General features: G+C 37.3%; 17 protein-coding genes and 1 pseudogene. 6 read left to right on the plus strand and 12 right to left on the minus strand.

From position 1 onward, the window contains the following. Window positions 1–12: 12 nt before the first annotated feature. From G7Y57_RS17960 to G7Y57_RS05085, 5 genes and pseudogenes are all read left to right on the plus strand, one after another. Window positions 13–1842 (plus strand): annotated as a pseudogene (locus G7Y57_RS17960) (N-6 DNA methylase). After that, entirely contained in the window at window positions 1839–3254 is a 1416-nt protein-coding gene (locus tag G7Y57_RS05070) for a restriction endonuclease subunit S (protein ID WP_165021109.1), read from the plus strand. The pseudogene G7Y57_RS17960 and the gene G7Y57_RS05070 overlap by 4 nt, the downstream one beginning before the upstream one ends. A 3-nt stretch (window positions 3255–3257) precedes the next feature. Continuing rightward, window positions 3258–4727 carry a DUF262 domain-containing protein gene (locus tag G7Y57_RS05075; RefSeq protein WP_165021110.1) on the plus strand — a complete coding sequence of 490 codons (1470 nt, stop codon included), beginning with the start codon at window positions 3258–3260 and terminating at the stop codon, window positions 4725–4727. Beyond that, entirely contained in the window at window positions 4714–6678 is a 1965-nt protein-coding gene (locus G7Y57_RS05080) for a DUF262 domain-containing protein (RefSeq protein WP_165021111.1), read from the plus strand. Before G7Y57_RS05075 ends, G7Y57_RS05080 begins: the two co-directional genes overlap by 14 nt. Continuing rightward, window positions 6675–9446, plus strand: a complete 2772-nt coding sequence (locus tag G7Y57_RS05085) for a type I restriction endonuclease subunit R (RefSeq protein ID WP_165021112.1) — start codon at window positions 6675–6677, stop codon at window positions 9444–9446. The genes G7Y57_RS05080 and G7Y57_RS05085 overlap by 4 nt, the downstream gene beginning before the upstream one ends. Here G7Y57_RS05085 and G7Y57_RS05090 read toward each other — a convergent pair. The 12 genes from G7Y57_RS05090 to G7Y57_RS05145 form a co-directional block, all read right to left on the minus strand. Next, window positions 9380–10351: a site-specific integrase gene (locus G7Y57_RS05090; RefSeq protein WP_165021113.1), complete on the minus strand. Its 972-nt coding sequence runs from the start codon at window positions 10349–10351 to the stop codon at window positions 9380–9382. The genes G7Y57_RS05085 and G7Y57_RS05090 overlap by 67 nt on opposite strands. Before the next feature lie 305 nt (window positions 10352–10656). After that, window positions 10657–12126 (minus strand): RNA-binding domain-containing protein, encoded by a 1470-nt coding sequence (locus G7Y57_RS05095; protein ID WP_165021114.1) that lies wholly within the window; start codon window positions 12124–12126, stop codon window positions 10657–10659. A 17-nt stretch (window positions 12127–12143) separates the two neighbouring features. Further along, complete coding sequence (locus G7Y57_RS05100) at window positions 12144–12872, minus strand: phage Gp37/Gp68 family protein (protein WP_165021115.1); 729 nt, start codon at window positions 12870–12872, stop codon at window positions 12144–12146. A gap of 4 nt (window positions 12873–12876) precedes the next feature. Next, on the minus strand, window positions 12877–14037 hold the full coding sequence (gene tcmP, locus G7Y57_RS05105) for a three-Cys-motif partner protein TcmP (RefSeq protein ID WP_165021116.1): 1161 nt from the start codon (window positions 14035–14037) through the stop codon (window positions 12877–12879). A 28-nt stretch (window positions 14038–14065) separates the two neighbouring features. Continuing rightward, on the minus strand, window positions 14066–14701 hold the full coding sequence (locus G7Y57_RS05110) for a hypothetical protein (RefSeq protein ID WP_165021117.1): 636 nt from the start codon (window positions 14699–14701) through the stop codon (window positions 14066–14068). A 67-nt stretch (window positions 14702–14768) separates the two neighbouring features. After that, entirely contained in the window at window positions 14769–16271 is a 1503-nt protein-coding gene (locus tag G7Y57_RS05115) for an AAA family ATPase (RefSeq protein WP_165021118.1), read from the minus strand. 10 nt (window positions 16272–16281) lie between these two features. After that, complete coding sequence (locus tag G7Y57_RS05120) at window positions 16282–19752, minus strand: Eco57I restriction-modification methylase domain-containing protein (protein ID WP_165021119.1); 3471 nt, start codon at window positions 19750–19752, stop codon at window positions 16282–16284. Between the two features lie 5 nt (window positions 19753–19757). Next, a complete protein-coding gene (locus tag G7Y57_RS05125) occupies window positions 19758–23003 on the minus strand; it encodes a helicase-related protein (protein WP_165021120.1) in 3246 nt (1081 codons plus the stop codon). Between the two features lie 3 nt (window positions 23004–23006). After that, window positions 23007–23288, minus strand: coding sequence for a helix-turn-helix domain-containing protein (locus tag G7Y57_RS05130; RefSeq protein WP_165021121.1), 282 nt, complete (start codon window positions 23286–23288; stop codon window positions 23007–23009). 76 nt (window positions 23289–23364) lie between these two features. After that, on the minus strand, window positions 23365–23697 hold the full coding sequence (locus tag G7Y57_RS05135) for a hypothetical protein (protein ID WP_165021122.1): 333 nt from the start codon (window positions 23695–23697) through the stop codon (window positions 23365–23367). Between the two features lie 114 nt (window positions 23698–23811). Further along, window positions 23812–25023 carry a MobV family relaxase gene (mobV, locus tag G7Y57_RS05140; protein WP_165021123.1) on the minus strand — a complete coding sequence of 404 codons (1212 nt, stop codon included), beginning with the start codon at window positions 25021–25023 and terminating at the stop codon, window positions 23812–23814. 222 nt (window positions 25024–25245) lie between these two features. Then, window positions 25246–25581 carry a DUF3408 domain-containing protein gene (locus G7Y57_RS05145; protein ID WP_165021124.1) on the minus strand — a complete coding sequence of 112 codons (336 nt, stop codon included), beginning with the start codon at window positions 25579–25581 and terminating at the stop codon, window positions 25246–25248. 627 nt (window positions 25582–26208) lie between these two features. Here G7Y57_RS05145 and G7Y57_RS05150 point away from each other — a divergent pair. Next, window positions 26209–26481, plus strand: a complete 273-nt coding sequence (locus G7Y57_RS05150) for a helix-turn-helix domain-containing protein (protein ID WP_165021125.1) — start codon at window positions 26209–26211, stop codon at window positions 26479–26481. Window positions 26482–26486 lie beyond the last annotated feature (5 nt).

Genomic DNA, 26486 nt, shown 5'->3' on the forward strand with positions numbered 1-26486 from the left:
AAACCATTAATAATGAGCTTCAATAAGCAATCGTTGCAACCTATTATAAACTTCATCTGGACAGTAACCGATGATGTGTTGATAAACAAATTTTTAGAAAATCAGTATCAAGATGTGATACTACCCATGACCGTGCTTCGCCGTCTCGACTTGGCTCTTAAGCCAACTAAAGACAAAGTGCAGGCTACATTCGAACAGTACAAAGGCAAGCTCGACAATCTTGCACCCCTGCTTACCAGCCCACAGCATGGTAGCGGATTGGCATTTTACAACACATCGCAATACACGATGGGAAAGTTGCTCAACGATCCTAAAAACATTGATGCCAACTTCTTGGATTACCTCAACGGATTTTCCGACACGGTACAAGATATTATCCTCAAATTCAAGTTCCGCAACCAACTCGAAACATTTTCGAGTACGGGAATAACATATTCGTTGATACAAAAATTCTGCGACCCTAAGGTGGAACTAAGCCCCGACAAAATATCGCCCATGGCAATGGGTTATATGTTCGAAGACCTTATCCGCCGATTCAATGAGAAAACCAATGCTGCCGCAGGACGTCACTTCACTCCGCGCGAAATCATCAGCCTGATGACGCATTTGGTATATCTGCCCGTAAAAGATAAGATAAAAGAAGGCTCATTCCTTGTCTATGACCCATGTGTGGGATCGGGAGCCATGCTCACACAATCGAAACAATTTGCCACCGACCCCGATGGCGAGATACGTTCCAATGCCACATTCCACCTCTATGGGCAAGAAAATACGGGCGAAATATATGCTACTTGCAAATCGGATATGTTGCTGAAAGGGGAAGACCCCGACAAGATAAAGTTTGGTTCCACACTTAGCGAATATGGATTCGATCCCGATTTACGTTTCAATTTTATGCTCACCAATCCACCCTACGGAACCAGCTGGAAAGAAGATATAAACAATCTGAATGTAGGCACCGAGAAGAAAATAAGCATTGTAGACACTCGCTTCAACCTGCCTATTCGCGACTTCAAGGGCGAGCCACAACAAACTTGCCTCACATCGCGCAGCAACGATGGTTAGCTCATGTTTCTCCTTCACATGTTATCAAAGATGAAAGCCCCACGCGATGGCGGCAGCCGCATAGCATCCGTTCACAACGGGTCGGCACTCTTCACGGGTGATGCAGGAAGTGGCGAAAGTGGCATACGCCAGTATATTATAGAAAACGATCTCTCGGAATGTATCATCCAACTGCCCAACGACATATTCTACAACACGGGCATAGCCACCTATGTGTGGATAATAAGCAACGTGAAAGAAGAAAAACGAAAAGGGAAAATTCAGCTCATCAACGCGAGCTCGGACAAGTTTTACAGCAAGATGCGCAAATCGCTCGGGAGCAAGCGTAACGAACTGACCGAAGATCATATACGCGAAATAAAACGCCTCTATTTTGCATTCGAAGAAAGCGGATACAGCAAACTGTTCCGCAACGAAGACTTTGGCTACTACCAAATAACTGTAAACCAACCCGAACGAGACGAAAAGGGAAACATCGTCACCGACAGCAAACGCAAGCCCAAAGCCGATAGTGCCCTCAAAGACATCGAAAACGTACCCATGCAGCACGGCGTAGACCGCCAAACGCTGATAGACGATTACTTCGTGCGCGAGGTGTTGCCCTTTGCCCCCGATGCGTGGTACGACAAGGCGAAGATGAAAGTGGGCTACGAAATAGCGTTCAACAAATACTTTTACCAGTACGAAGGATTGCGCCCACTTGCCGAGATAGCTGCCGACATTATGCGCCTCGAAGCCGAAACCGATGGTCTACTTAAAGAAATTGTGGAACAATGAAACAATACAAACCATACGATAAATACAAGGACTCGGAGATTGTTTGGTTAGACAAAGTTCCAGAGCATTGGGAAGAAACTGCTTTGCGTAAACTGTTTATTGATAATAAAAACAAAAATACTGAGCTTTCAGAGAAAAATTTATTGACTCTTAGCTATGGAAAGATAAAGAATAAAGACATTAATACTGCAAGTGGGTTACTCCCTGCCTCTTTTGCTGGATACCAAGTAATGGATCAAGGCGACATAGTTATGAGACTTTTAGACTTGCAGAATGATAAAAACAGCCTTAGAGTTGGTTATGTAAAAGAAAAAGGAATTATTACAAGTGCATATATCGGATTAAAGCCCAAAAGTGATATCCATTCAAAGTACTACTTTGAATTATTGAATTATGTGGATTTAATAAAACACTTCTACAATGGAGGTGGAGGTGTTAGGCAGTCGATGGGATTTAATGAATTAGGAAAAGAAAGACTTGTTTTTCCTCCACTACCCGAGCAAACCGCCATTGCCAACTTCTTGGATTACAAAACACGGAAGATAGACCGCTTTGTGCGTAAAAAGAAGCAACTGATAAAGCTCTTGAACGAACAAAAAGCAGCCATTATCAACCATGTTGTTACCCGTGGCATCAATCCCGATGCTCCACTTCGTCCCAGCGGTATCGACTGGCTCGGCGATATTCCTGCGCATTGGGAAGTGAGGAAGTTGAAGTATCTTGTTGATAAAACAGGGAGTGGTATTACCCCTAGAGGTGGTTCAGAGATATATCGAAAAGATGGTATTCCATTTTTAAGAAGTCAGAATGTTCATTTTGATGGTCTAAAACTAGACAATGTTGTGTATATTGATAAGGCAGTACATGACTCAATGCTAAATACTGAATTGAAACCAAATGATGTTGTATTGAACATAACAGGGGCTTCTATTGGTAGATGCTGTATTATACCTTATACATTAGGTATTGGAAATGTTAACCAACATGTGTGCATTATTAGACCTAAAACAATTATCATAAGTGAATATTTGGCGAAGACTTTAAGTTCGTCATATATACAAAGACTTATACAATTTGAGCAAGTAGGAGCTTCAAGAGAAGGTTTAAATCAATTTGAAATAAGGAATATGCCTATTTTACACTCCCCTCTCCCTGAACAGCAAGCCATAGTAGAATATATAGAGCGCGAAACCGCGCAATTGGACAAAACCATTGCCGCCATTGAGCAAGAAATAGCCTTGGTACAAGAATATCGCACAGCCTTGATAGCCGAAGCCGTTACAGGCAAAATAGATGTGCGCCACTATGCAGTTCCCGCCACCGATGCGTCGGACGAGTGCGAAGAGGATGAAATATACACCGAGCTTGACGACATGGTAGACAGTGATACCGAACAAGTAAACGAAGAATAAAATATGATTGATTTGCCACTATTGTCTCTATTAGCTCCTATGCAAGAAAGCAATATTGAAGCTGGAGTATGTAATTGGTCGGATATCTTTTCATTTGACCAACAATACTCAATTTCGATACCAGACTATCAACGCCCTTTTGTTTGGGACGAAAGTAAAGTTAGTACATTAGTAAACGACTGGCAGCAATACCTAAAAGAAACAGACATTCCCTTTTATTACATGGGAGGTATTCTTTTTTACAATAAAAAAGATACTAATGGTAATACCCAATATGAAATAATTGACGGGCAGCAACGTCTTACAACTTTACTGATAATAGACTATTTGATAAATAGTAATTCAAGCGTTCTTCACAAAAATGAGATAAATCTTAAACTGGTATTCAATAATAGCATTTCCCAAAATCATATTATCAAAATTAAAGATTATATCAAAGGTGAATTTGAGACATTCAAACTGGCTTGGGATAAGATACGTGAAAAGCTTCTATTTTCTCTCATTATTACTTATAATCAGGATGACGCATTTTCATTTTTTGAGACCCAAAACAATCGTGGTGTAAAATTGAGTTCAGTAGATTATCTAAAATCATATCATTTGCGTGAGTTGAAAAACGATATGGATAAACAGCGTGTTCTTGCTAAAAAATGGGACTCGAGCAACAAGGAACAATTCTTGAAAGGTCTGTATGAAAATATACTTTACAGATCACGTTGTTGGAAGGGGAAAGACGTAGAATATGCAAACCAAAAAAATATATTAGAGGAGTTTCAGACAAAAACAATTACTTCAAATAAGGAGAACTCGATTTCTTTATTTCCTACACGGAATAATTGTTTAGCTCAATCTATGAGTTATAGCGTAACGAAAGGGATAAAATTAAACACACAAGACATCTCTTTACACTCCAACTCTATTGATCTACCCTTTGCCATGAGACAACCATTGGAAAAAGGGATAGGCTTTTTTTTGTACACAGATAAGTACTCTGAAATGTACAATTATCTTTTTGATGATCAGAATACAGATACAGATTTTGCGAATTTCAAGGATTTTTACAGAAAGATTTATTTGAACAATGGGTTATCCATCTATTTGGTTGAATTGTTCAAATTGTGTTGTATGTTTTATTTCGATAAATTCGGTGTAAACAGATTATTCGATTTTGCAAATTACCTTGACTATATGATTGGTTCATATAGGATTACACAATCTAGCATCGTAGCTCGAACCAGTGTGAAAATATTACGGGACAAACAACAGAATTTGCTTGATATCATAGCATATTCTTTTGTTCCACAAGAAGTTTTTGATTTTATCGTAGCCAACACGGATGAAAATATCTACAAAAATGATACTATTGAAATAAATGCCAATGTTCGCGGTCGATATAAAAAATCAATTGTTGATTATTTCAGATTGCCCAATTCTCTAAAAAATAGAAAACAGTTCTTAAATGATAAAAAGTAGCTCCAATCTTAATGTTGATTCATCAATAATAACTTTGTCTGAAATAGTTGATAAAGGATATAAATATCGGATACCTTTATATCAAAGATTATATGTATGGGGTGATGATCAAGTGCAAATGCTATTAGAAGATATTGAACGAGCTTGTATAGAAAAACAGGCATATTACTATATCGGAGGAGTTATGACAACTCCATCAGACTCTCATCTGTTTGATTTGATTGATGGACAACAACGCTTCACTACTTTGTGGCTAATTTGTAACGAACTGAAAGGTGAATTGTTGCAGTTTACTCATATCCAGGGCGACAATAACGAAAAGGTTCCTCGCTTATTATTTGCAATAAGAGATTTCGCAAATTCTTACTTTACTGACCCTGAAAAGTATTCAAGCTTGACAAAAGAAGAAAAAGCAGAGTTAAGTAAAATAGATCAGGCACAGCGAACTATAAAACATTTTTTTGAAGGAAAGGATGGCAATATACAATCTTTTAGAGACTTTGTTTACAATAAGGTTAAATTTATTCACACAAGAATGCCCTTTGGTATTGACGAGAATAGATTGTTCGAGGTGTTGAACAATAGAGGCATGCAATTACAACACCATGAAATATTAAAAGCACGGTTTCTGGAATTATTAACTGATGAGGAAAGATATAAATATGGAATTCTTTGGGAAGCTTGCTCCAATATGGACAGCTATATAGAAAAGAATATAAAGGAACTAACAGGTCTTACATGGAACCTATTAATGCTGTCTGATACAGATTCTGATATAGATAGAGAAGTAAACTTGCCTGATAATATTCTCGACAAAATAAGTAACACAATAAGAAGAAAAGAAATATCCCTTCTGAAAATTCTCAATGAAGGCGTGTGTGATGACAATAAACCTGCAAAGGATGAATATGAGTATGACTCAGGAAAGGTAAGAAGTATTATCAGCTTTCCCATGTTCCTTATTCACACTTTGAGAGTTTATCTATCCGATCTCAATATCAATGAAGAAAACGTACCAGAGGTTAATGAAAAGAAGCTATTGGAAATTTTTAAAAAGCACTTTTTTGATACTGACTACAAAAAAGATAGTGCAAAGTCTTTTATTGAATTATTATGGAAACTGAGAGTTAAATTTGATAAATTTGTTGTCAAATGGGTAGATGTGGGAAATAATGAAGAGCACCATCTTATAAAGAAGCTTTATTTAAATAAGAAAATCTTACAACGCAGATTGCCTGAAAGCAATTGTGGTTTTGCTTTATTACAAAGCATGCTCTACCATTCTCAGCAAATCGTAACCCTATATTGGCTCACTCCATTCCTAAAAAAAATGTTAGTCTGTAATGACACGAATGAATTGTACCTGTTTTTAAGGCAATTAGACAACCAGATGTTTAGTGGAGCCAATGATGCCTCTTTGAGCCTCAGAAGTTGGTATTTGAGTATCAACAAACAATTACCTTTTGAATCGGGAACATCAATATTATCTCAACCAAAGGGTACTAGATTTTGGAGTTATTGGTTTTATAAACTTGAATTTATTCTTTGGTTTTATAGAAATGACTTCCAAAATGAAAAGAATGATGAATTTAAGGAATGGGATAATTATCGAATGACGAAAAAAAATTCGGTAGAACACATATCCCCACAAACGCCTAAAGAATATGACACAAATAAGCTATGGTGTGATGATGAAGGGATAAACGGCGATATAAAAAAGGAACGTTTGGATAGCTATGGAAATTTAGTTTTACTATCTGTTGGTCTAAATTCTGAATATTCAAACAAAACATTTTCAGAAAAGAAAACAACATTTTCAGAAAAGAAGAGACTAGACTCTCTTAAGTCTGACTTAATTTTCAAATATGAACATTGGAATTGGCAAAATTGTAAAGAACATCAGGATAGAATGATTCAGTTGTTTAACAAATATTTAAGTGAACAATTATGAGTACCGATACTACCGAAAAAGGCTTTGAAGCCCACATAGCAGAATATCTCGTAGAAGAGAACGGATATTTGTTGAGGCAAAACACTCAATATGATAATGTAGCTTGCTTGGACAAAGAGATGTTGTTTCAGTTTCTCGAAACTACACAGCCCGACGCTGTGGACAAACTGAAAACCTACCATAAAGATCTTTATGAGCAAAAGATAGTAAAACGGCTTAACGATCAGATACAACAGAAAGGTGTAATAGAAGTATTACGCAAAGGTATTGTAGATGGGTTTACCAATACTAAACTCATGCTTTTCTACGACAAACCTGTGTCGGACTTTAACCCGATGGCGAATCAATTGTATAGCGAAAACCGTTTTTCGGTAATGCCTCAGGTGTTTTTCTCTCCGAAGAATAAGAAATCACTCGACATGGTGGTTTTCATCAACGGCATTCCCGTAGCTTCGTTTGAGCTGAAAAATGAACTGACCAAGCAAACAGTGGCTCATGCTATCAAACAGTATAAAGAGGATCGAGATCCCAACGAAGAATTATTCAGACTCGGACGGTTGATTGTAAATTTTGCAGTAGATACGGAAGAGGTGTTGATGTGTACACACTTGCGGGGCGACAAATCGTTCTTTCTGCCATTCAACAAAGGCGACAATAATGGAACGGGTAATCCGCTTTGCGATGGTATCAAAACATCGTATTTATGGAAAGAAATATTGACCAAAGATCGTTTAACCAACATCATCCAGAACTATTGCCAGCTGATTGAAGAAGAGAAGGAATACTTAGATGATAAAGGTGTTTTTCGCACAAAGAAAGAGAAACAGCTCATTTTTCCGCGCTATCACCAGCTCACAGCAGTAACCAACTTGCTTGCAGATGCCAAGGCAAAAGGTACAGGGCAAAAGTATCTGATACAACACTCGGCAGGTTCGGGTAAGTCCAACTCTATCGCATGGCTTGCCCATCAGTTGGTAGGTTTGCATGATACACAGGGCAAAGAAAATATATTCGATACAGTCATTGTTATTACAGACCGCCGTGTTTTAGATGCACAAATACGAGCAAATATCAAACAGTTTCAACAAGTAAGCGGAGTGGTGCAACCAATAACAGTAGGTAGTGCACAGTTGAAAGAATCGCTCGAAGCGGGCAAAAAGATAATTGTATCTACCATACAAAAAATTTCTGTTATTGCCGATCAGATGGGCGAATTGCCAAGCAACAAATTTGCTATTATTATTGACGAAGCACATAGCAGCCTAAGCGGACAAATGGCTTGTGACCTCAACAAAACAATATCGGGGCTAACTATGGTGGATGAAGATGATTTTGAAGATGAAAATCACGACACCGTCACAGGGGAGGATTTATTAACACACCTGATAGCTTCGCGCAAATTATTACCCAATGCAAGTTATTTTGCTTTCACAGCTACGCCCAAAAACAAAACCCTAGAACTATTTGGGATTCCATTTGATGAAGATGGCAAAACTAAATTTCGAGCATTTCATCTCTATTCAATGAAACAAGCTATAGAAGAGGGTTTTATCAAAGATGTGTTACAGAATTATACTACTTATCAGACTTACTATTCACTATTAAAGAAAATAGAGGATGATCCCGAATATGATAAGAAGAAAGCTCAAAAGAAGCTGCATGCTTATGTAGAAAGCCATGAACATGCTATCAAAAAGAAAAGTATCTTGATGATAGAGCATTTCATGGACGAAGTGATAAAAAAACGACGCATGGGAGGTTTGGCAAAAGCGATGTTGGTAACCAGTTCGCGAGCAAATGCTGTAAAATACAAAAAAGCCTTTGACGAGTATCTGCGTAATACAAACAGTCCATATAAAGCTATTGTTGCATTTTCGGGTGAGATTGAAGGGCAAACCGAATCTCAATTGAATGGATTTGCCAGTGCGAATATTCCAAAAGAGTTTGAAAGAAACGAATACCGATTTCTGATTGTAGCTAATAAGTTTCAAACAAGATCTGATCAACCGTTACTACATACTATGTATGTTGACAAAAAATTAGGAGGAGTAAGTGCGGTGCAAACACTATCACGTCTAAACCGTAGTCATCCACTAAAGAAAGACACTTTTGTATTGGACTTTGCTAATAGTGCCGAAGAAATAGAAAAAGCATTCGAACCTTATTTTGAGGCGACTATATTAGGTGAAGCTACAGACCCGAATAAATTGTTTGACTTGCAAGATGCATTGGATAATTTTCAAGTGTATAGCAAAGAACAAGTTGAAGAGTTTTCAGATAAAATATTGGCTGGTGTCAAAATAGATCAACTGCATACTATATTGGATGAAACCAGCAGTATTTTTAGGAATGATTTATCGGAAGATCAACAAGCTGATTTTAGAGCAAAAGTAAAAACTTATGTACGACTCTACATTTTCTTGTCGCAGATAGTTCCATTCGAAAATCCCTATCTTGAACGATTGTATATCTTCCTATCTCACCTTCAAAACAAACTTGGAGGAAATGATTCTCCTAATTTAACACAAGGGATATTGAATAATATAGACATGGATAGTTATCGTTTACAATTGGAAGCTACCGTGAATATTGCTCTAAATCAGGGTGATGATTTGAAACCAATCCCAACAGATATGCGAGGGGGTATCAATACTCCTGAAATAGATAAGCTATCAAATATCCTTCATTCTTTCAACGAACGTTATGGCACCCAATTTGAAGATATAGACAAGGTTAGGCAGATGGCAGAAAGTATTGCTAATAGATAAGGATTCTCATTACTATGGTATTTAGAAATAATTGCCATTGCTTTAGTTTGCAATGGTGTTTTAATTAATTTATTGGTCTTTTTACGAAAGTAAACCAAGCAGTTTTCAATTATATTAACACAAGTCAAATAAGCTATATCTACAAAGTTTATTCCTGCCATTAAATAGGAAAATGTAAATAAGTTGATAGACAATTTCTCATAGATATTTTCTTCATTATAAGGATAGCTAATAACGGAAAGAATATCATCTTTAGAAATTGAGCGTTTAACCGTTTCTTGTCTTAATTTAGAAACATTGTAATTCTCAAATGGGTAATATTCTGCTTTAACAATTTTCTCCTTAATAGCCACATTAAAAACGGCTCTCAATGTTCTAAAACGGACTCCAATCGTATTAGTAGATATATTATTACCTCTTAACCAAGTTTCATATTTCCTTAGCCAAGTAATGTCAATATCAGAAAAATAGTTATCAAGATGCTTATTAAAAGCTATCAGTGAATTTAAAAATTGTTTGTGAGATAAGGCATAACCTCTCCTTTTTTCGTCAAATAGACGCTGTATCTGTTCTTCAAATACTTCTTTTACTGTTTTTGCTTTGATCGGTTTATTTACTCTTTCAACTAATACACTAGTAGTATAGTCTTTATTGGATGTCTTAAACTCAAATATTTGATTGGTAAATTCGTTATATTTATGACTGATAATTTGTATAATAGCATCTCTATTTGGACAATTCCGTTTAGGTTGATTTTTATCGAAATCCCAATACTCTGGTTTAACAGACACACCTAGACTCTGATATTTCTTCTTTCCATCTTTACAAATGCGAATCATTAATGGATTTTCTCCGTTCGATAATTTCTTAGACCTGTAACACAAGATATTAACTGTTGCATTCATTGCATTTCTGGTTTAACTCTTGGTTTAACTTTGCCGTTAATTATAAGCTAAATCACTATAATTATAAACATAAAAAAAGCAGCTATATTTCTATAACTGCTTAATTATCTTCTTTTATTCGTGGTACCACCAGGAATCGACAGACTCAGGCAACACGCAATATATCAAGATTTTATATGCTCGTTTGCGTAAAAGTCCCACCCATTTCAATCGCCCACTTTGCACTGCTCTGCGGGACTCTACTTTGTTGGTTCGATTACTGTGTAAAGGTAGTAATTTTTTTATTTCAAAGTATGAAAATAAATTTATTTGGCATTAGCCAATAATTCCAAGAACCTTTTGCCTCGCTCAGTAAGTTTGAATTTCTGTGCAGGGTGGTTGGGGGTGCCGGGGATTGTGTGCCCAATCAATTCTTGTGAGAGTAGCTTTGTAAGAGTTCTATTCAGGTATCCCGATACTTTTTTGAGGTTGAAGGCTGTCATTAATTCTTGTCTTGACATTGGTTCATCTGACAATTTTTCAAGAATAAAACTATACATCGTCTTCTCTTTGGACTCTTGCCCTAACTCTTGCCCTAACTCTTGCCCTAACTCTGCCCCAAGCTCTTGCTTCGCCACATAGTCAAGCTTTACAAACTGAACCTGAAACGATAAGCCAACCTCTTTCCATTGAAACCCGATTTGCGGGTAATCTTTCAACTCATCGAATATCAACTTCAAGCCATTACCCCACTGGTCAATGATACCTAACCGTTTGAAGATAGGTGCAATAACTTTGTTTCGAGCATCGCTCTGGCGACTCTCCATTGCCGAATAGTCGATTGACGGAGGAAGAAGTCCAGGGCTCGTGATCTCAATCATATCATCATAAACCGCAACTTTAACGTCCTTTCCTGTGAGTGAATAATCACGATGCACAATCGCATTCCGAATAGCTTCACGGACGGCATTAATCGGATATTCCCAATGTGAAACGGTATATACGCCCTCAACAGTTGCCCCTTTGTTGATATGGCGAAGCACGAAATTGTATGCTTCTTCGGCTTGAGTTGCTATGTTTGTCGTAATGCTTTTTTGGTCGATAAACTCCTCCGAACCAGTTCCTTTGAAGCGTGCACACTCCACTTTTGCATAGTGAAACAAGGAGTTACGCAAATCATCATCCGAGAAAAGAACAAGCGCATTGGCAGGATACTCCTCGCCCTGAATCTCTTTAGTTAGCTCCAATTTCTTTATTACCTGCGGCGTGAGAGGTTCACCCGTTTTCTCTTTGAAGATATCTTTGAAACTTTGTATGTTTAGATGTCCAGCAGGTTTTTCCATAGCAATCTCGCTGTCAAACGAAATATTACGCTTCCTCCGTTCCAACTCAGCAATAATCGATTCATCTGCCTGCCTGTTGGTAGAGCCAACTCGAATATACGAGCCTTGTAGCTTACCCTTATCTTTCAGATAATAAGGCGGTGTACTGCCCCGATATACCAACACTTTAATCAGATGCTTGTCTTCATCGGTGAGAAACGAAATTTCGGGCAAAATAGCAGGATAGCAACGGTCATAGATAATGTTGCTAACCTTCTCCTCAATCGCCATAAGTTCATCTTCGGGAACTCCGACAACCTCCCGAGGATTATTCTTGACCCCGATATATAGTTCACCACCAGCATCATTGGCAAAAGCCACAATGGTCTTCGCCAAGTCCGCATTCTCGGGCAACTCGCTCTTAAACTCCAGCCTCCGCCCTTCGGGTTGTTTTATTAGTTCTTTGATGGTCATAATATTACTTTCATCAATTATAGTGTTGGCATTGCTTGATACACTTTGCCATTTATAAGTTTGCCGTTAGCCTTTTTGTTTCGTTTAATTCCATCGCTACCCCAAGTCCCCCATTGTTTGAAGAAAAATGCAGAACCTTGCTTTTCTGATTGCACTTTGATATTAGTCACCCACTCTTCCTTCATCGGGCGAGCTCTTACACCACTTTCACCGCCTACTATAACCCAATCTATTCCATCTAAATTCATATCACCTAAATCCTCCAAAAGAGGTTCGCATGAAAGAAATTTTATTGGAGCATTAAGATTACGTAGAAAATCAATCCTACTCTTCGAGCTAGCAATATCAACAGTAACTCCTAACCAAGCGTTTTCAGGAATGCTTTTATCAGAAAAATACTCTGCCATTCGGCTTGCCCGTTTAGTGAGAATCTGATAATTATGCTGAGGTGTAGATTTAATAGTTTCCATTACTTTGTCAATAAAAACAAATGGTACGTTTTCATGGAAAAGATCACTCATTGAGCAAACAAAAATGGTATGAGGCTTCTTCCATTTTATAGGCTCATCAAGAACATCATTGTGCATTGTCAATGTAAAGCCATTTTTGTATTTATCTTGCTTCATGGCTTGCAGTCGCTTGAACATTACTTCTGCATAACAATTCGCGCATCCGGCCGATATTTTGGTGCAACCAGTAATCGGATTCCACGTCTTATCTGTCCATTCTATCTTAGTTGTTTTCATATTCTTACAACAATTCTATTTTGTAATAATCTTTGCTGCCAACTTTTATTTTGTGAATATCAGTTGAAGTATAGCTTTTTGCGCCAATGCGCCTAACCTTATTTTTTGACTCCAGTTCTTTTATCACATCACTCAACACATTTGGCATACATTTTTGTTTTAAAGCATATTTAAAACCAGTGATATTGTCAATGATAAGACCAGATAGTACCATTTTCTTTATTTCCTCTTTTACAGCATCTTTTTTATTACTATTACCTGCTACATAAAACAACTCTCCTGGTTTATGGTTCCCATCAATATTCATATTTGCTTCTCCAGCAAGATTATCATACTTCCAACAGACTTTCAAAAATTTCTCCATCCCCAATGTATGTGCTGTTCCAAAAATAAGTCCATATCTATTAGCCCCATTTTCGATAGTGAAATGATGCAGGTAATATTCTTTATTCGCTGGAATCAATGATTGATAATAATTTGCAATTATTCTGTGGCACTCATGCGGTTTCGTTGAGTCAAATTCAATTTTGTTTGTATCTATATATTTTTTTGTATTATCATGTTCTTTGAAACGAGTTATAAATGATGTTGCAACAAAAAATATAAAATCTGTTTTAGGTGAATTAATCAATTTATTGAACACGTTATTATCAATTTGGCTGAATCCATATTGATCCAATAATAAGAATTTTGAAAATTTACTATTGCTTAGTATGTTTTGAAAATCCGTGCTATCATCATAGAACCCATCCTTAAAGCTTTTATTTGTGCAATGAGACTTATAAATGCGTCCTTGTTCACAACTATTCTCTTCCTTGCATTCAGAGAAAAAAGAGGTTACATTAGATTGAAGCAACTCGAATTTTTCTTGCTTCTTTGTCTTTTCTTTCTCATTGAAGATAAATGTTATTTGCTTGTTATCACTCTTCATGAAAGAGCAGTGTTTTGCATCTTCTCCTCTCGCTTCTTCTAAAAGTATTAGAGGGGATCCGTATTTACCCTCAACATCCGTCCCGCTTCCGGCAAACAAGTCATAAATATAAATATGTGAAACGTAGCGGTTGTGCAAAAACACAGGGAACCACTCACGGAACCACTCTCTGAAAATATCGAGTTTCAGTTGAGTTTCCCCGTTGAATGCTTTGCCATTGATATTCTTAGCCATAGATTATTATCTTTCAATTGGGATGAAATTATAGAATATCTACTTTTAAGTCCAAATTAAGAGATTCAGATATTTTTTCAATCTGTTGCCGTTTTTGCCCCGTTGAACTGTGAGTTATTAGATACCATCCATCTGCAATATCTACTTGAGCATTTCCATATACATTATCGATGGTATTTGATATTAACGGCACACCACATTGGACAATACCGAGAGCACGTACTCTTTCGACACCAACTTTTTGTATTACCTCCAATAGAGTATCTTTTGCAAAGCGATTCTCTATCAAAGTACCATCCTGAAATGTTACACGTAAATTTGTTTTAGCACTTTTAGTTGGTGAATTTCGCTTAATATTACCAACATTATGCTCAACTTTAGGATCGGGAACAATTTCAATTGTCTCCATCGATGCTGTAAAATTACGTTTCCGGGAAATTCGAACACTCAGAGGTTCATTAGGTATATAATCTACAACCAACACTAATTCTCGCTGAATTTGTCCAATTACCGGTTCTATCTTTTCGCTCAAAATTGGGAGAATCTCTTTTTTGATAATCTCTTCTTCTAATTCATTGGCTTGTTGTAAATACTCATCAGGCAAAGGTAAGTTTAACTCCTTTGAGTACTGAATCATATCGTATAATTTTTGCAGCTTGCTCATAAATATAAAAGTGTTACGTATTTATTCAACGTTTTTACTTGGTTATAGAGAGGATATAGTGAGGAGTTTAAACATTTAATTCGTTCTTTAATACCCGTAAAATATTAATTGTCCGCCCGATCTCACTGCTATGTTCGTTTTTATTGGTATCATTATGATTTAGCGGATTCAAAACCAATGGCAATAGATTGTCAATTTCGTCTTTTGTATGCTGAGTTAATCGGTTTGCCTGGTTATGACTTTTTGTTGCACTCCAAAAGTCATTAGCCTGTAGCTTACTTTGGTCAATTACAAATTTCACAGTCACTTTACCAAAGCAAAATTGTTTCAATATGGCTTCAAATGCTGAACGCAAATAAACACCCGCCGCCTTGTTATCTCCCGAATTATGATATCCCTCTGCGATCTGAATGAAGTAATCTAAATGGTCGTTGTTGCCTTGACCTTTGATTTCTTTTACTACCGGAATAGTAAACCCTTCCTTGGATCGTCCTGCATATATTTCAAAGCACTTCCAACTACTGTTGTTCTTAAGATAATTTGTCCTTACAAATTCATACCAAGGCTTGTCATAAGTAGTTATGAATACTTGATAATTAGCAAAATCCGATTTTAGTATTTCCAGAAGTGGTAAACGGTTGGAAATATCCAACCCAATAAAAATATCATCAAGAAAAAGCACTTTACACGGAATTCCTTGTATGTGTCTTTTTACCATTCCCAAATAAATAGAAATGGCAATGGCTGATAATCGGGCTTCGTTTAGAAATATATGCGGTTTGTCAATCTGTTTGCCCAGATATTTGATTTTTGCCCTTACGTGGTTTCTTTCTATGTCTTTGTAATCTGAAGTGGGCTTTGCCTGTGTATATTGTAATTTGAGCTCTATATTATGACCAAATTTGTCAAGAATAGGCTGAGTGTATTTTAGAATGTTTTCAATGCTGTTTTCTTCAAACAATTTTTTAAATGCAGTATCAAAAATATTGATGGCTTTGTCTACATCACTTTTCTTTTGCGTGATGTTGTAAACTTGCCCTTCTGTGGGTTTTGCAACCGCTTTTTCTGCATTTTCCCATAATTCACCCAACTCACTACTCCCAGTAATGGCTACACTCTTAAAATGTTTAAGTACCCCTTTCACCAACAAATCAAACAAGTCTATTTCGCTGTCTTTTTTGATATGATGAATACCCAACAAATGTTTGTATGTCAGGAAACTTTTTAATTTAATGGCATCTCTTATGCTGGTGTCACCAGGCGCATACGTATTTTTTGAAGTTTTCTTTACAGTATATTCTTTATCTGTGGCAGTACCGTCCTTGTCAGGATTAAAAGTTACTTTTATGTATCCTTTTCCTTTTTGAGCTTGAGTCAGAAAAATATTTTCAGTTTCGTCATAGCTCAACGTTTCTGTCGACGACTGAAAAAAATCCTTTAAAGCATAGTAGAACGAACTTTTACCACTCCCATTTTCCCCGTAGATAAACAGGTTTTTACCATCTACGTTGAACTCATTCTTTCCGTAGAAAGCTTTATAGTCTTTTATTTCAACTTTCTTAATCTTCATAGACACATATTTATTTCAACGCCTCCTTAATAATCCGCACCTCTTCCACACTATCCAGCGTTTCAATGGCAAAACGCACCGGATGGTTTGGGTCGTACAAACGTTCAAATTCACTTTGGATGATAGCAAGCCTTTCTTCTTCGCTCATCTCATCATTTATGGGCTTTAAATCTCCCACATGCTTTAGGATTTCTTTACCTGCCGATTTGATTTCTTCGGGAAAATAGAGCTCAAAGACGATGCCGTCTACTATTTCTTGAAAAAATCTGAATTGAATTTCATATTTTTGTTTATCAGCCAAGGCTTTTAAATAGGAGTATTTGACATTAAAAACATCTTTCGTCTTCATATCTGGAAGTAATACAGGGATTCTGTCAAAGTAATCGCCAAACCACTTAATCCCATCTTTCCCCCAAATAACCCCACCAAGCTTAAAATAAAAATATACTATTCTGGAGTTCAAAATAGAACAGTAATATTCTAAATTATAACCTGTAGCAAAAGAAGTTGAATCTATTGAATATTCTCCATTCTCTGAAATAGCAAAAGAATTTATATTCGAAAGTCTCGTCCAAATAATTTTTCGCTGTTCAAATGAATCGTAATAGCTGCATTTTCTGAGTTCATACCATTGTTTCTGTCCTTTTTTTGCTTCATAGACATTTTCCAATTCATTTTTATACTTTTCTAAGTAATCAAACACTTCTGGAAATTCTGTTATGTTTATTCCAGTATAAGTATGGAATATGTAATTTTTTGCGTCCTTGCATTTCCATCTTTTTATTTCCGCTCCTTTAAATACAGGTTTTAAAATCTCATAGCTTTTATCTTGCTTAAATAGACTATGTGCGTTTTCTATTGGTATAATAAAAACTTTGTTCAAACCAGTTGTGATTCCTCTGTTGATAATTAAATCTTTCACCTTAAACAATTCGACTCCTTTATCAATAATTTTCTTTCTAAGATTTAAGATGACGGCATCATAAAACCCCCATTGACCTGAGCTATAAAACTCCCTTTCAATTAAAGCTGTTTGATTAATAACTTGTTCTAAAAATGAAGCATTATTATTATAAGAATTAAACTCACCAGCTATCAGTTTCTGTCCTGTACGTGCCCTGTTTTCAACAATTGTTATTATTGTACCAACATTCGCTTCTTTAAATACTTCAATTTTATTTAGATTAATAATAGATTTTATATTATGCTTTGATAAATATTTTCTAGTTGATTCACCATAATTGGTAAAGCAAAATCGATTAGAAGTTATAAATGATAGAATACCCCAATTCTGTTTTGTTAACTTCACCCCTTTTTCATAAAATAAACTATAGATATCTCCTGATTTAATAAATGTTTCAAAATTTTGTAATTCATACTTCTTTAGCAAATCCGATGTAATTTTTTCTTTATCTTGAAGTTGCACATACGGCGGATTCCCTATCACGACATCAAAACCTCCTTTTTCTCGCCATACTTCCGAGAAAAATAGTTTAAAATCAAAGTCAATTTTGTATCCTGCAAATTCTTCAGCCGAATCTAAGAGTTCCCGTATTTTAGAGTTAATCTGTTTCCGCAGGGTTTTCTTTTGGGCATCATCCGTAATGTTGTAGAACTTCTCTTTCAGCTTTTCTAATTCTGTCTCTACAGTCAAATCTTTCATGGCTCCATCGGGCAAGCCAATCAATGAATTTCCACACACGATTTTATAATCTAGGTTGGGCAGGGTTTCTATCGGATCAAGATCGTCCTCATCCACTACCAGCGAGAGCCATAAACGCAATCGGGCAATATCTATGGCACTGGCATCTATATCTACTCCGTAAATACTTTCCTGAATGATATGGCGTTTTAGGCGATATATGTATCGGCTGTCGTTCACACTTTCTCTGTGCTCAAAACCAAAGTCCTTCAGTTTTTTCGTAAGGTAATCGTAGCTCAGGTGTGGTTTCAATACCAGCATTGCATTCACTAACTCGTGTAACAATCCCACAGGAAACGCCCCCGAGCCAATGGCTGGATCACAGATTCTAATATCAATCAATTTTTGGTCTATCAGGTCGGCATTTTGGCGTATGCTTTCAGGCAGTTGGTATTTGTAGGTTTTGGATTCGCCTTTGGCTGCTACCCGTTCGTCATTTTCCAATGCAAAATGGCCTTCACGAATGAAGGTTTCAATATCTTTCTTTTCTACACTTTCACCCAATGCATTGTCCAAATAATGAATCAAGCTTTCCTGACACATATAATGTACTATTTCTCTTGGGGTATAGAAAGCCCCTTTGCTTTTACGCTCGGTAATGTCGAGCATATTTTCGAATACCTTCCCCAACATTTCAGGGTCAACCGCCACCTCTTTATCCAGTGGTTCATCTTCTTTGATGGTAAAGTTGTAGCGATCAAATACATCCAATACACCAGTTCCAATATCTCCCGATTTGTTTTTCTCTTGATTGCGAAAAATGTCCTCAGGAATAGTGATATTTGCATTTTGCCAGTCATAATCAGCTTCGAACAAACCACCATTTAGGAAAGGAATGCGACAATCAAAACGCTTATAATAAGAGTTTACATTATCTCGTTCTTTAGCAAGAGCTTCATAAAACAGGTATTGTAATTTGTCTTTGAAAAAGTTCATCCCTTCGACTTGTGCCTGATCGAAAAGTTCTTGTACAAAACGTTTCTTGCCAGTACCCCAGCGTTCGTTTTGAGCTACACCCAGCCAGCCTTTTTTCTGTAAAAAGTATAAGAATACAATTTGTCCCAATAATTTTTTGGTAAAGCGGGCATTGTCAATCTTGGCAAGTTCAATGGCGGATTTTACATGATTGTCGTTTTCGAAATGCTCGTATAACTTGATGTACAAATCTTTGTATTGGCTGAAGAATTCGTCTGTAACTTTTTCAATGCTAAAGGCAGCTTCCAGTTCTTCAATGGTAGGGTTATTGGCAATGTTTTGCAAAAGTGGCAATAGCTGATTCTTGGCAGTATGTGCCTTTTCGTATTTGCCCACCAAAAACGAATAACGTTTGGCCGGGGTAAACTCTTTTTTAAGTTTCACTGTACCTTTTTCTTCATTCAATTCGGATCGGTATTCCAGTTTAATGAACGAAAAACGCCAATCTACACCTCCATCCTCTTTGCTGTAAAAAGCCACCAAAGCATAATCCTTTTCAAACTTGCTTAAGTGTTTGATTACAAAATTTCGCAGGGCAGTTCTTGCACGTTCCAACTTGGTCAAACTTTTAACTTCTACAATCAGTACATCTAATGCTTCACCTTCGGGGTCAACATATTTGCCGATACGTTTGTAGGCGTTGATATGCTCTTTGTAATCATCCCAAATCAGGTTGCCTGTATAAGAATTATTTTTCGGCTCAAGATCATTCAACAGGTTCTTGGCAAAAACCGTAAACTGCTCCTCGTTGAAAGCATTGTTGAATGTATCTTCTATGAGAAATTGTGCTGTTTTCTTGTCCATACGACTTATTTAATTAAATACCCCGAGAGGATGACTTCACGTTTTTGAAACTTCTTTGCATTCTGTACCCCTTCAATTGCTACAAATCGGATATGCTTTTCCAAAATATGAAGCATTTGAAGTGGATCGGTAGTTTTTTCCAACTCGTTTTTTATCAGTTGGGCTGTTTTTTTTGCAATCGTTCCCTGAGTCAGCATATCTTTCACTCCATACAAAAACTCATCATTGAAGTCTGTAAATCCTTTGAAGTTTTTGAAAGATTTGTCTTTCAAGCGGGTTTCAATGTATTTGGCATTGGAGCGACCTCCGCTTGCTTTAGTAGGCTCATCACCTACGATAGTGTCCAGTTCAAAACGGGTTTTATTGGTTTGCAATAAATGGTAATACTCGTTTGGAATTCGGGCTCGCTTGGTATCAGGATTACATTCCAATTCTTTCACCGTATCAAAAAAGGTTATCTCTCTGGATTCGCCGTTTTCGTTGATGTAGAATTTTTTAAGTTTACCTATTCGGAAAAAGGTCACCAATTGATCACTTGCGATGGTTGATTTTTGAAAGCCGGAACGAGCTTTCTTCGGCAGATTTTTGATTTTTTCAAACAATTCCGGTTGCTCATCTCTGATTTTTCGAATCATTTCAAGATACTTCAATTCAGAATCGCCTTCTCCTTCTTCGCCAGTATAAGCGGTTTTATTGTTCAATGTATTGAATAATTCCTGACTGCCAAATTCCTCACCATCACTCAAATATTTGGCATCTTCCCCCAATATATCGTGAAACATTTGGATTTTGTTGGTGATGTTCACTTCAAGCCCAAGATGTTCGTCTGATTGAGTAGTAGGAAAGAAATTGAAAATATGTACCTTTGAGAAAGTGCTACCTAAACGATTTACACGACCCGCCCGTTGCAATACTCGGGTTGGATTCCACGGTAAATCATAATTAATAAGCACATTGGAGCGGTGCAAGTTGACACCTTCCGCCAACACATCCGTTGCAATCAGGATTTTTATATCATCTCGCTTTTCTTTGTGTTTTGGGTCGAAGTTAGCGGTTATAATATCTCTTGAAACCGTATGGTTCGAGAGCAATTTTTTGTCAGTATGTCTCCCTCCCGTGCTTGAATAAAACATCACCTTTTCCGAAAACTCATTAAGAAGGGCCTCATACAGATAATCGCCTGTTTCTTTTGACTCAGTGAATATGACTAGCTTATTTTTCTTTAAGGCTGGAATTGTTTTAATATCGTGAATGAATTGCTCCAACTTAGGGTCGGAATTAACATTTGTCCACAGGCTCTTTACTTCATGCAAAATGTCTAAATCAAATGCCAGTTTGTCTATAAACTCTTTTCTAAAATCTTTAGAGTCATATTTGTGTGCCTGCTCGTCCTCTACAAATGCCTCTAAGCGTTCTACGTTGTCACTTTCGATCAAGTCGTACACATCCACTTTCTTGCTTATATAAACCGTGCCTGCTTGGTACATCTGAATAAATTTTTCATAAGAAGTAATGAACCGATCAACACTTTGACGGAATGCATGAAAACTACTCTCTAAGCGTTTTACTAAGATACCTTTCATAAATCCACCCACGTTACGTTGCTGTTGTCTCTCAAACTCGCTTAACGCCTTATTGCCAATGTAGTACAACAAGGGAGTATATCGGGCATAGGTGAATTCCTGAAGTTTATTAATTGTTTTGTTAAAAATAATTTCCAGTTCACCTTTATATTCGTACACAATTTTCTGAGGGTTATCCATTTCAGGAAAAGTCAATCCTTGCATCTGAATATCCTTTTTGAAATAGGTCATTACATCTGTTCGGGTTCGTCGAACCATTACATAACGTAAAATGCTGTTACGAATATCATCAGAAATCTCTTTGATGAGTTTTTTGTATTCAGGATCTGTCTTTACTAGTTTTGCCAGTTTAGTTCTAAAGCCTGCAAAATATTTTTCTAAATTTGGAATCCCCGGAATAGTAGGATTTTTAGGAGCTTGAAATAATTTTAATTGGGCAAAAATGTCGTCAACCGTATTGTTTAATGGAGTGGCTGTAACAAGTATTATCTTTTTGCCGCGGCAGATATCCAATAAGTCGGCATAAGACTGTGTGTTTTCATTTCTGAATCTGTGTGCTTCATCTACTACAATATAGTCATAGCGTTCCAGTCCCTTTTTTATGATGTGTTCCAGTTTTCCTAGTGATTCAACCTCAAAACTTCTGATACCGAAATCGAAAAGCGAATCTTTCCAGTAGTCTTTCAGTACAGGCGGGCAAACCACTAATGTTCGACCCTGAAGTTGTTGGAGCAATAAAGCAGTGATAAAAGTCTTCCCTAAACCCACTACGTCAGCCAAGAAAACGCCGTTGTATGTTTCTAATATTTTCTTAGCTTGAATAGCAGCCTGATTTTGGTATTTCAATTTCATAAAGCCTTCTGGAAGGAAAGGCTCAAATTCGTTTGCTAAGTTGATATCTTCTTCCAAGTACTCATAAATAAGTTTTAAATACAATTCATATGGCAGTATCTGGTCATTCAACCAAGTTTTATTCTGAATAGTATCTACAAAATCATCTGAAATATCAACTGATTCTCTCCAAAGTGCATTGAATTGGTCTTCAGCAAAAAGCACGTCCCTTTTGCCACGCAACTCAACATTAAATTCTCGATTTGCCACAAAGCCTGACTCAGAAAAATTACTGGAACCTGTAATTACAAAACCGTAATCCCGGTCTTCTGGTTTAAATTTTCCAATGTAAACTTTGGCATGAATATTTTTGGAAGGATATGCCCGTATTTCTAATTTCTTCCCATTACCGTTGTAACCTTTATCCATTTCTGGATCTTCGCAATCGGTTTTCAAAAATTCAATAAATTTGCTAATCCCTATTTCAAGCTTACTATCATTCTCTGCAGTATTTTCAATTTCTTCTTTTAGGTTTTCCTGATATATTTTTTTCGTTCGTTGATGAGATTCAAAATCAATTATACTATTTTGTTTATGGTACTGCATCACATCATAAGAATCTCTGTCAATACTCAATCCAACTAGAATTCTAATTTTTCCGACAGGCTCTAAAGCGTCATATAATTGATAAAATCCACTTGCCCTAAAATAGCCAACCAGCACATCAAAAAGTTGCGTATCTTTTAGTGTCGATTTAAATCTGCTTAACAAACTATGCCCCTCCTCATTAGTGAAGAAAGTCAAATCTGTTTGATCTATTTTTTTATCTACACTCATAATTTACTTATTGTTGTTAAGTATTTCTTCCAAACCGTTTTTTAAATATTTCAAATCTCCTATTTCTGACAAAATGAAGCCTTTGATATATTCAATCTCAATTTCTTTCTCTTGAATTTCCAGAGTTCTGGCCAGTATCGGCAACATTTCTTTTGTTGCCGTTCTTTCACTTCTCTCAATTTTGCTCAAGATAGAAGTATCTATATCAAGTTCTGCCGCAACCTTTCTAAGTGGAAGTCCGATCTGCTCTCGTCTATTTCGTAAATATTCACCAAAAGTATTCATCTTGTCTTATTCGTTTGGACTAATTTGACAAAGATACAATTAATTTCGATTTTGCTATCCGAACGTTGAGGGAAATTCAAGTTCTTATGTTTTCTCTTTTAGTAAAAACGATAACCCCAACTACATAGCCACCAACAATAATTGCTCCATCGGCTTTTTTTAAATCTTTCTCGTTTTTTCGCTCAGTAATAAGATTATAGTTGGGGGCTGGGTTTAATGTGTAACCCAAAATATTCACGAATAGTTCAAGTAAAAATCCCTCTTGAAACTGCTCTTCATTGCTTTCAAGAATATTTTCTTGTATTGCCGTATTGTCAAAATAGGCAGCAAATAGCTTGTATGCAGCTTTGATTTTATCGCCTTGAGAAGTAATGTGTTTTTTCGTGATAATGTTTTGAAACAGGCTCATATGTTGGCTCTTAACAGATCTGTTAACAAAAGTAATAAAAACCTGTAGAATAATCTCGTAACAATCAGATGATTTACAATATTTTCCAATCGAGATATTACGCCATCACTCTGCCTATCTTTTCCTGCCCTTTATTGGTTGTTGCTTAAGCGGGACAATTCTCCTGACGGAGTGTTCAAGCTTTTGGGCAAGATTTTTGAACCACTCGGCGATCGATATTCCGTTGATAGTGATGCGAAAGCGGTTTTTCCTTTCGGGGTCAGACTCGATACGTGCGGAAACATCATCTGCTTTAAAACTTCGTTTGTGCTCCTCGGAGTAGAGTTCGCCTATGAATTGGACAGTCTTTCCCTGTGTCATTTCTCTTGTTTGATCTTTAGAAAACCCGACTGAAATACACTCTTTCGACACCCGAATGGTCTCTTCCAGACTCGGAAATAGCTCGCAAGCCAGTTCATAATCGGTGCGAACAGCGTTAGGGTCGAGGTCGTTTTTCACCTTTCTAAGTTGCGATTCCACTGCCAGAATCTCCGCTTTTTTGTGCTCCAAATAGCTGTCCATAGCAAGAAATTTCTCTCGTGCTTCGTCCTTTCGGTCGTACAAATCCCACGTTTTCTCTCGCACTTCTTCCTGTTCTTGCTTCAGGCACTCCACTTTTTCAGCAATGGAGTCTTTCTGTGTGAATAGCTCACGGTAATACTCTTGCGTTGTAGTGTGGCGAGCTTCTGAGCCGTCAATGCCACGTTGCAAGCCGTATTTCTGCATCGCAAGGGCGTAAGTATCCTGATACTCTTTGAGCTTGACACGTGTCATCACGTCGTCGGCGCATAGGCGGGCGGTATCGGTTGATTTTGTGCGATATTTCTTCTTACCCAACTGCTTTTCCGCACTGGCTTTTCTTCTTTCGCCAACGACAATTGGCACGAGTGTAGCGTGGATATGGGGTGTAGTTTCGTCCAAATGGAGCACTGCCGAGACGATGTTTTCCTTGCCAAAAGTGTCGCCCAGCCACTTCATATTATCCTTGCACCACTCTTCCAACCTCCCTTCCGATTGGATAAACAGCATATCTTCGGGGCTACCAGAGAGGTTGATATGTATCGCCCGCACCTGATTCTTGCCGATTTTGCGTTTCAGCCCTGCCGTCTCCAAACGGTGCTGGATCGCCTGTGTGCGGTTCATGCCCTCGGGTCTTTCAACAAGCTCTTTATTGAGGTGCAGGCGAGCGGGGTCGGCATTTGGTGGCACGATTGTCCGCTCGATGTGTGCCGAGGTAGCAGAATCTGTGCCGTGTGCTTTTTGGAGGTGGAGTACAACGAAACCCATTGTCTTTAAATTTTAAGTTCTTAATGTCGCCTCAGCGACTGGGGTGTTCAGAGGGGCATGCCCCTTTGGCTCAGTGGGTATTTTTAGTGGAGTGCAACGAAGCGTTAAAAAAATACCCTAATAAGTTATGGTATTTCTGTCGAAATATCCGTTGGTCGCAGCCTGCCTGCCGTTTGGGTATCCACACCTTGAATAATCGGAACATTGAAAACGGTAGCAAGCTTAAAAGCTACTGGTGGGTTCCGATTCATTTTCCACATCGGGGGCATCGTCTTCGTATTCCTCTTGCTGCACTTCAGATTGCCACCATTCTTTAAACTCTTTCTCATCTTTTTGAGAAAGTTCTATAATCAACTCCTTGTACTGTTCGATGTGGTGCAGCAGGATAGCATCAACAAGCGACATAACGGTCACGTAGTCGTCTCGGAAAAGAAGGGCGATGTGTCTGATTTTTCGGTGCGTCTCAGCATTTACATAAAGCACCTTACGGTCTCGGATTCGTTTCTCGGAGCAAAAGCGTTTAGCATATTCCTCCCGTGTAATCTTTTTTGGTTTCATAATTGAATTTCTATTTGATTGATTATTCTAAATCTTTGCCGTTTTCATATTCTATTTCAACCTTGAAAACTGCCGATTCAATATGCAAATAAAAGTCTATTATTCTACATATCAACACACTGCGATTCGTTTGCGGTGCTCTGCTTTATCTTTCATCTTTGGAGTAAAAGGAACTATGATTTCAGGTGTGATTTTAGTATGGATTTCAGTTCTGATTTAAAAACTGAAACTTATAAAAAGGTAAATTTTTATATCGGTATTGATTTAAAAATTGAAGAGTTGGAAAGTTTAAAATCTTCACTATTATTTTCTAAAAGCCAATTTTTAGAATTTGGTAATTTTCAAACTTGAAAGCTTGTAAACAAGGTTACATCATTCCGACAATTTTTAATGAAAAACTGAGGGGGATTTTGCGAATTGCTAAAACCGCACAAGATTTTGTCTTTCAAACCCCAGACAATCGCAGCCACAAGCTACCACCACTTGATTACTTGCTCTTTAGCTGATTTTTTGTGTCTATATTTACATAATATTGGATGCGCATCGGCAATTTAAAGTAAACTTTATTGCTCTCGGCTTTCACAATATTTGAGACAGAAATAATATTAACCGCAAAAAATATGTGATATGGAAATCGTAAATGTAGAAGCCCGAACATGGGAAGCGATGATGGCGAGGTTCGAAGCCTTTGCACAAAGAGTCGCAACCCTGTGCGAGGTGCAGGATAAGAGCCTGCAAAAATGGCTCGACAATCAGGAGGTGTGCCAGATTCTGAACATCAGCAAGAGAACTTTACAAACTTATCGGGACAACGGCACGCTGGCATACACCCAAATCAACCACAAGATTTATTATAAGCCCCAAGAAGTGAAGCAGTTCATTAATAAACTTAAAAAATAGAAGCC

It is taken from the genome of Dysgonomonas sp. ZJ279 (assembly GCF_011039205.1).
GTDB lineage: Bacteria > Bacteroidota > Bacteroidia > Bacteroidales > Dysgonomonadaceae > Dysgonomonas.

Coding starts and splice junctions, on each gene's coding strand:
- G7Y57_RS05145 (WP_165021124.1), bottom strand. CDS start 25,581: ATGAAACCAAAAAAGATTACACGGGAGGAATATGCTAAACGCTTTTGC.
- mobV (WP_165021123.1), bottom strand. CDS start 25,023: ATGGGTTTCGTTGTACTCCACCTCCAAAAAGCACACGGCACAGATTCT.
- G7Y57_RS05120 (WP_165021119.1), bottom strand. CDS start 19,752: ATGGACAAGAAAACAGCACAATTTCTCATAGAAGATACATTCAACAAT.
- G7Y57_RS05135 (WP_165021122.1), bottom strand. CDS start 23,697: ATGAGCCTGTTTCAAAACATTATCACGAAAAAACACATTACTTCTCAA.
- G7Y57_RS05070 (WP_165021109.1), top strand. CDS start 1,839: ATGAAACAATACAAACCATACGATAAATACAAGGACTCGGAGATTGTT.
- G7Y57_RS05100 (WP_165021115.1), bottom strand. CDS start 12,872: ATGAAAACAACTAAGATAGAATGGACAGATAAGACGTGGAATCCGATT.
- G7Y57_RS05090 (WP_165021113.1), bottom strand. CDS start 10,351: ATGAATGCAACAGTTAATATCTTGTGTTACAGGTCTAAGAAATTATCG.
- G7Y57_RS05115 (WP_165021118.1), bottom strand. CDS start 16,271: ATGAAGATTAAGAAAGTTGAAATAAAAGACTATAAAGCTTTCTACGGA.
- G7Y57_RS05110 (WP_165021117.1), bottom strand. CDS start 14,701: ATGAGCAAGCTGCAAAAATTATACGATATGATTCAGTACTCAAAGGAG.
- G7Y57_RS05130 (WP_165021121.1), bottom strand. CDS start 23,288: ATGAATACTTTTGGTGAATATTTACGAAATAGACGAGAGCAGATCGGA.
- G7Y57_RS05080 (WP_165021111.1), top strand. CDS start 4,714: ATGATAAAAAGTAGCTCCAATCTTAATGTTGATTCATCAATAATAACT.
- G7Y57_RS05125 (WP_165021120.1), bottom strand. CDS start 23,003: ATGAGTGTAGATAAAAAAATAGATCAAACAGATTTGACTTTCTTCACT.
- G7Y57_RS05075 (WP_165021110.1), top strand. CDS start 3,258: ATGATTGATTTGCCACTATTGTCTCTATTAGCTCCTATGCAAGAAAGC.
- G7Y57_RS05150 (WP_165021125.1), top strand. CDS start 26,209: ATGGAAATCGTAAATGTAGAAGCCCGAACATGGGAAGCGATGATGGCG.
- tcmP (WP_165021116.1), bottom strand. CDS start 14,037: ATGGCTAAGAATATCAATGGCAAAGCATTCAACGGGGAAACTCAACTG.
- G7Y57_RS05085 (WP_165021112.1), top strand. CDS start 6,675: ATGAGTACCGATACTACCGAAAAAGGCTTTGAAGCCCACATAGCAGAA.
- G7Y57_RS05095 (WP_165021114.1), bottom strand. CDS start 12,126: ATGACCATCAAAGAACTAATAAAACAACCCGAAGGGCGGAGGCTGGAG.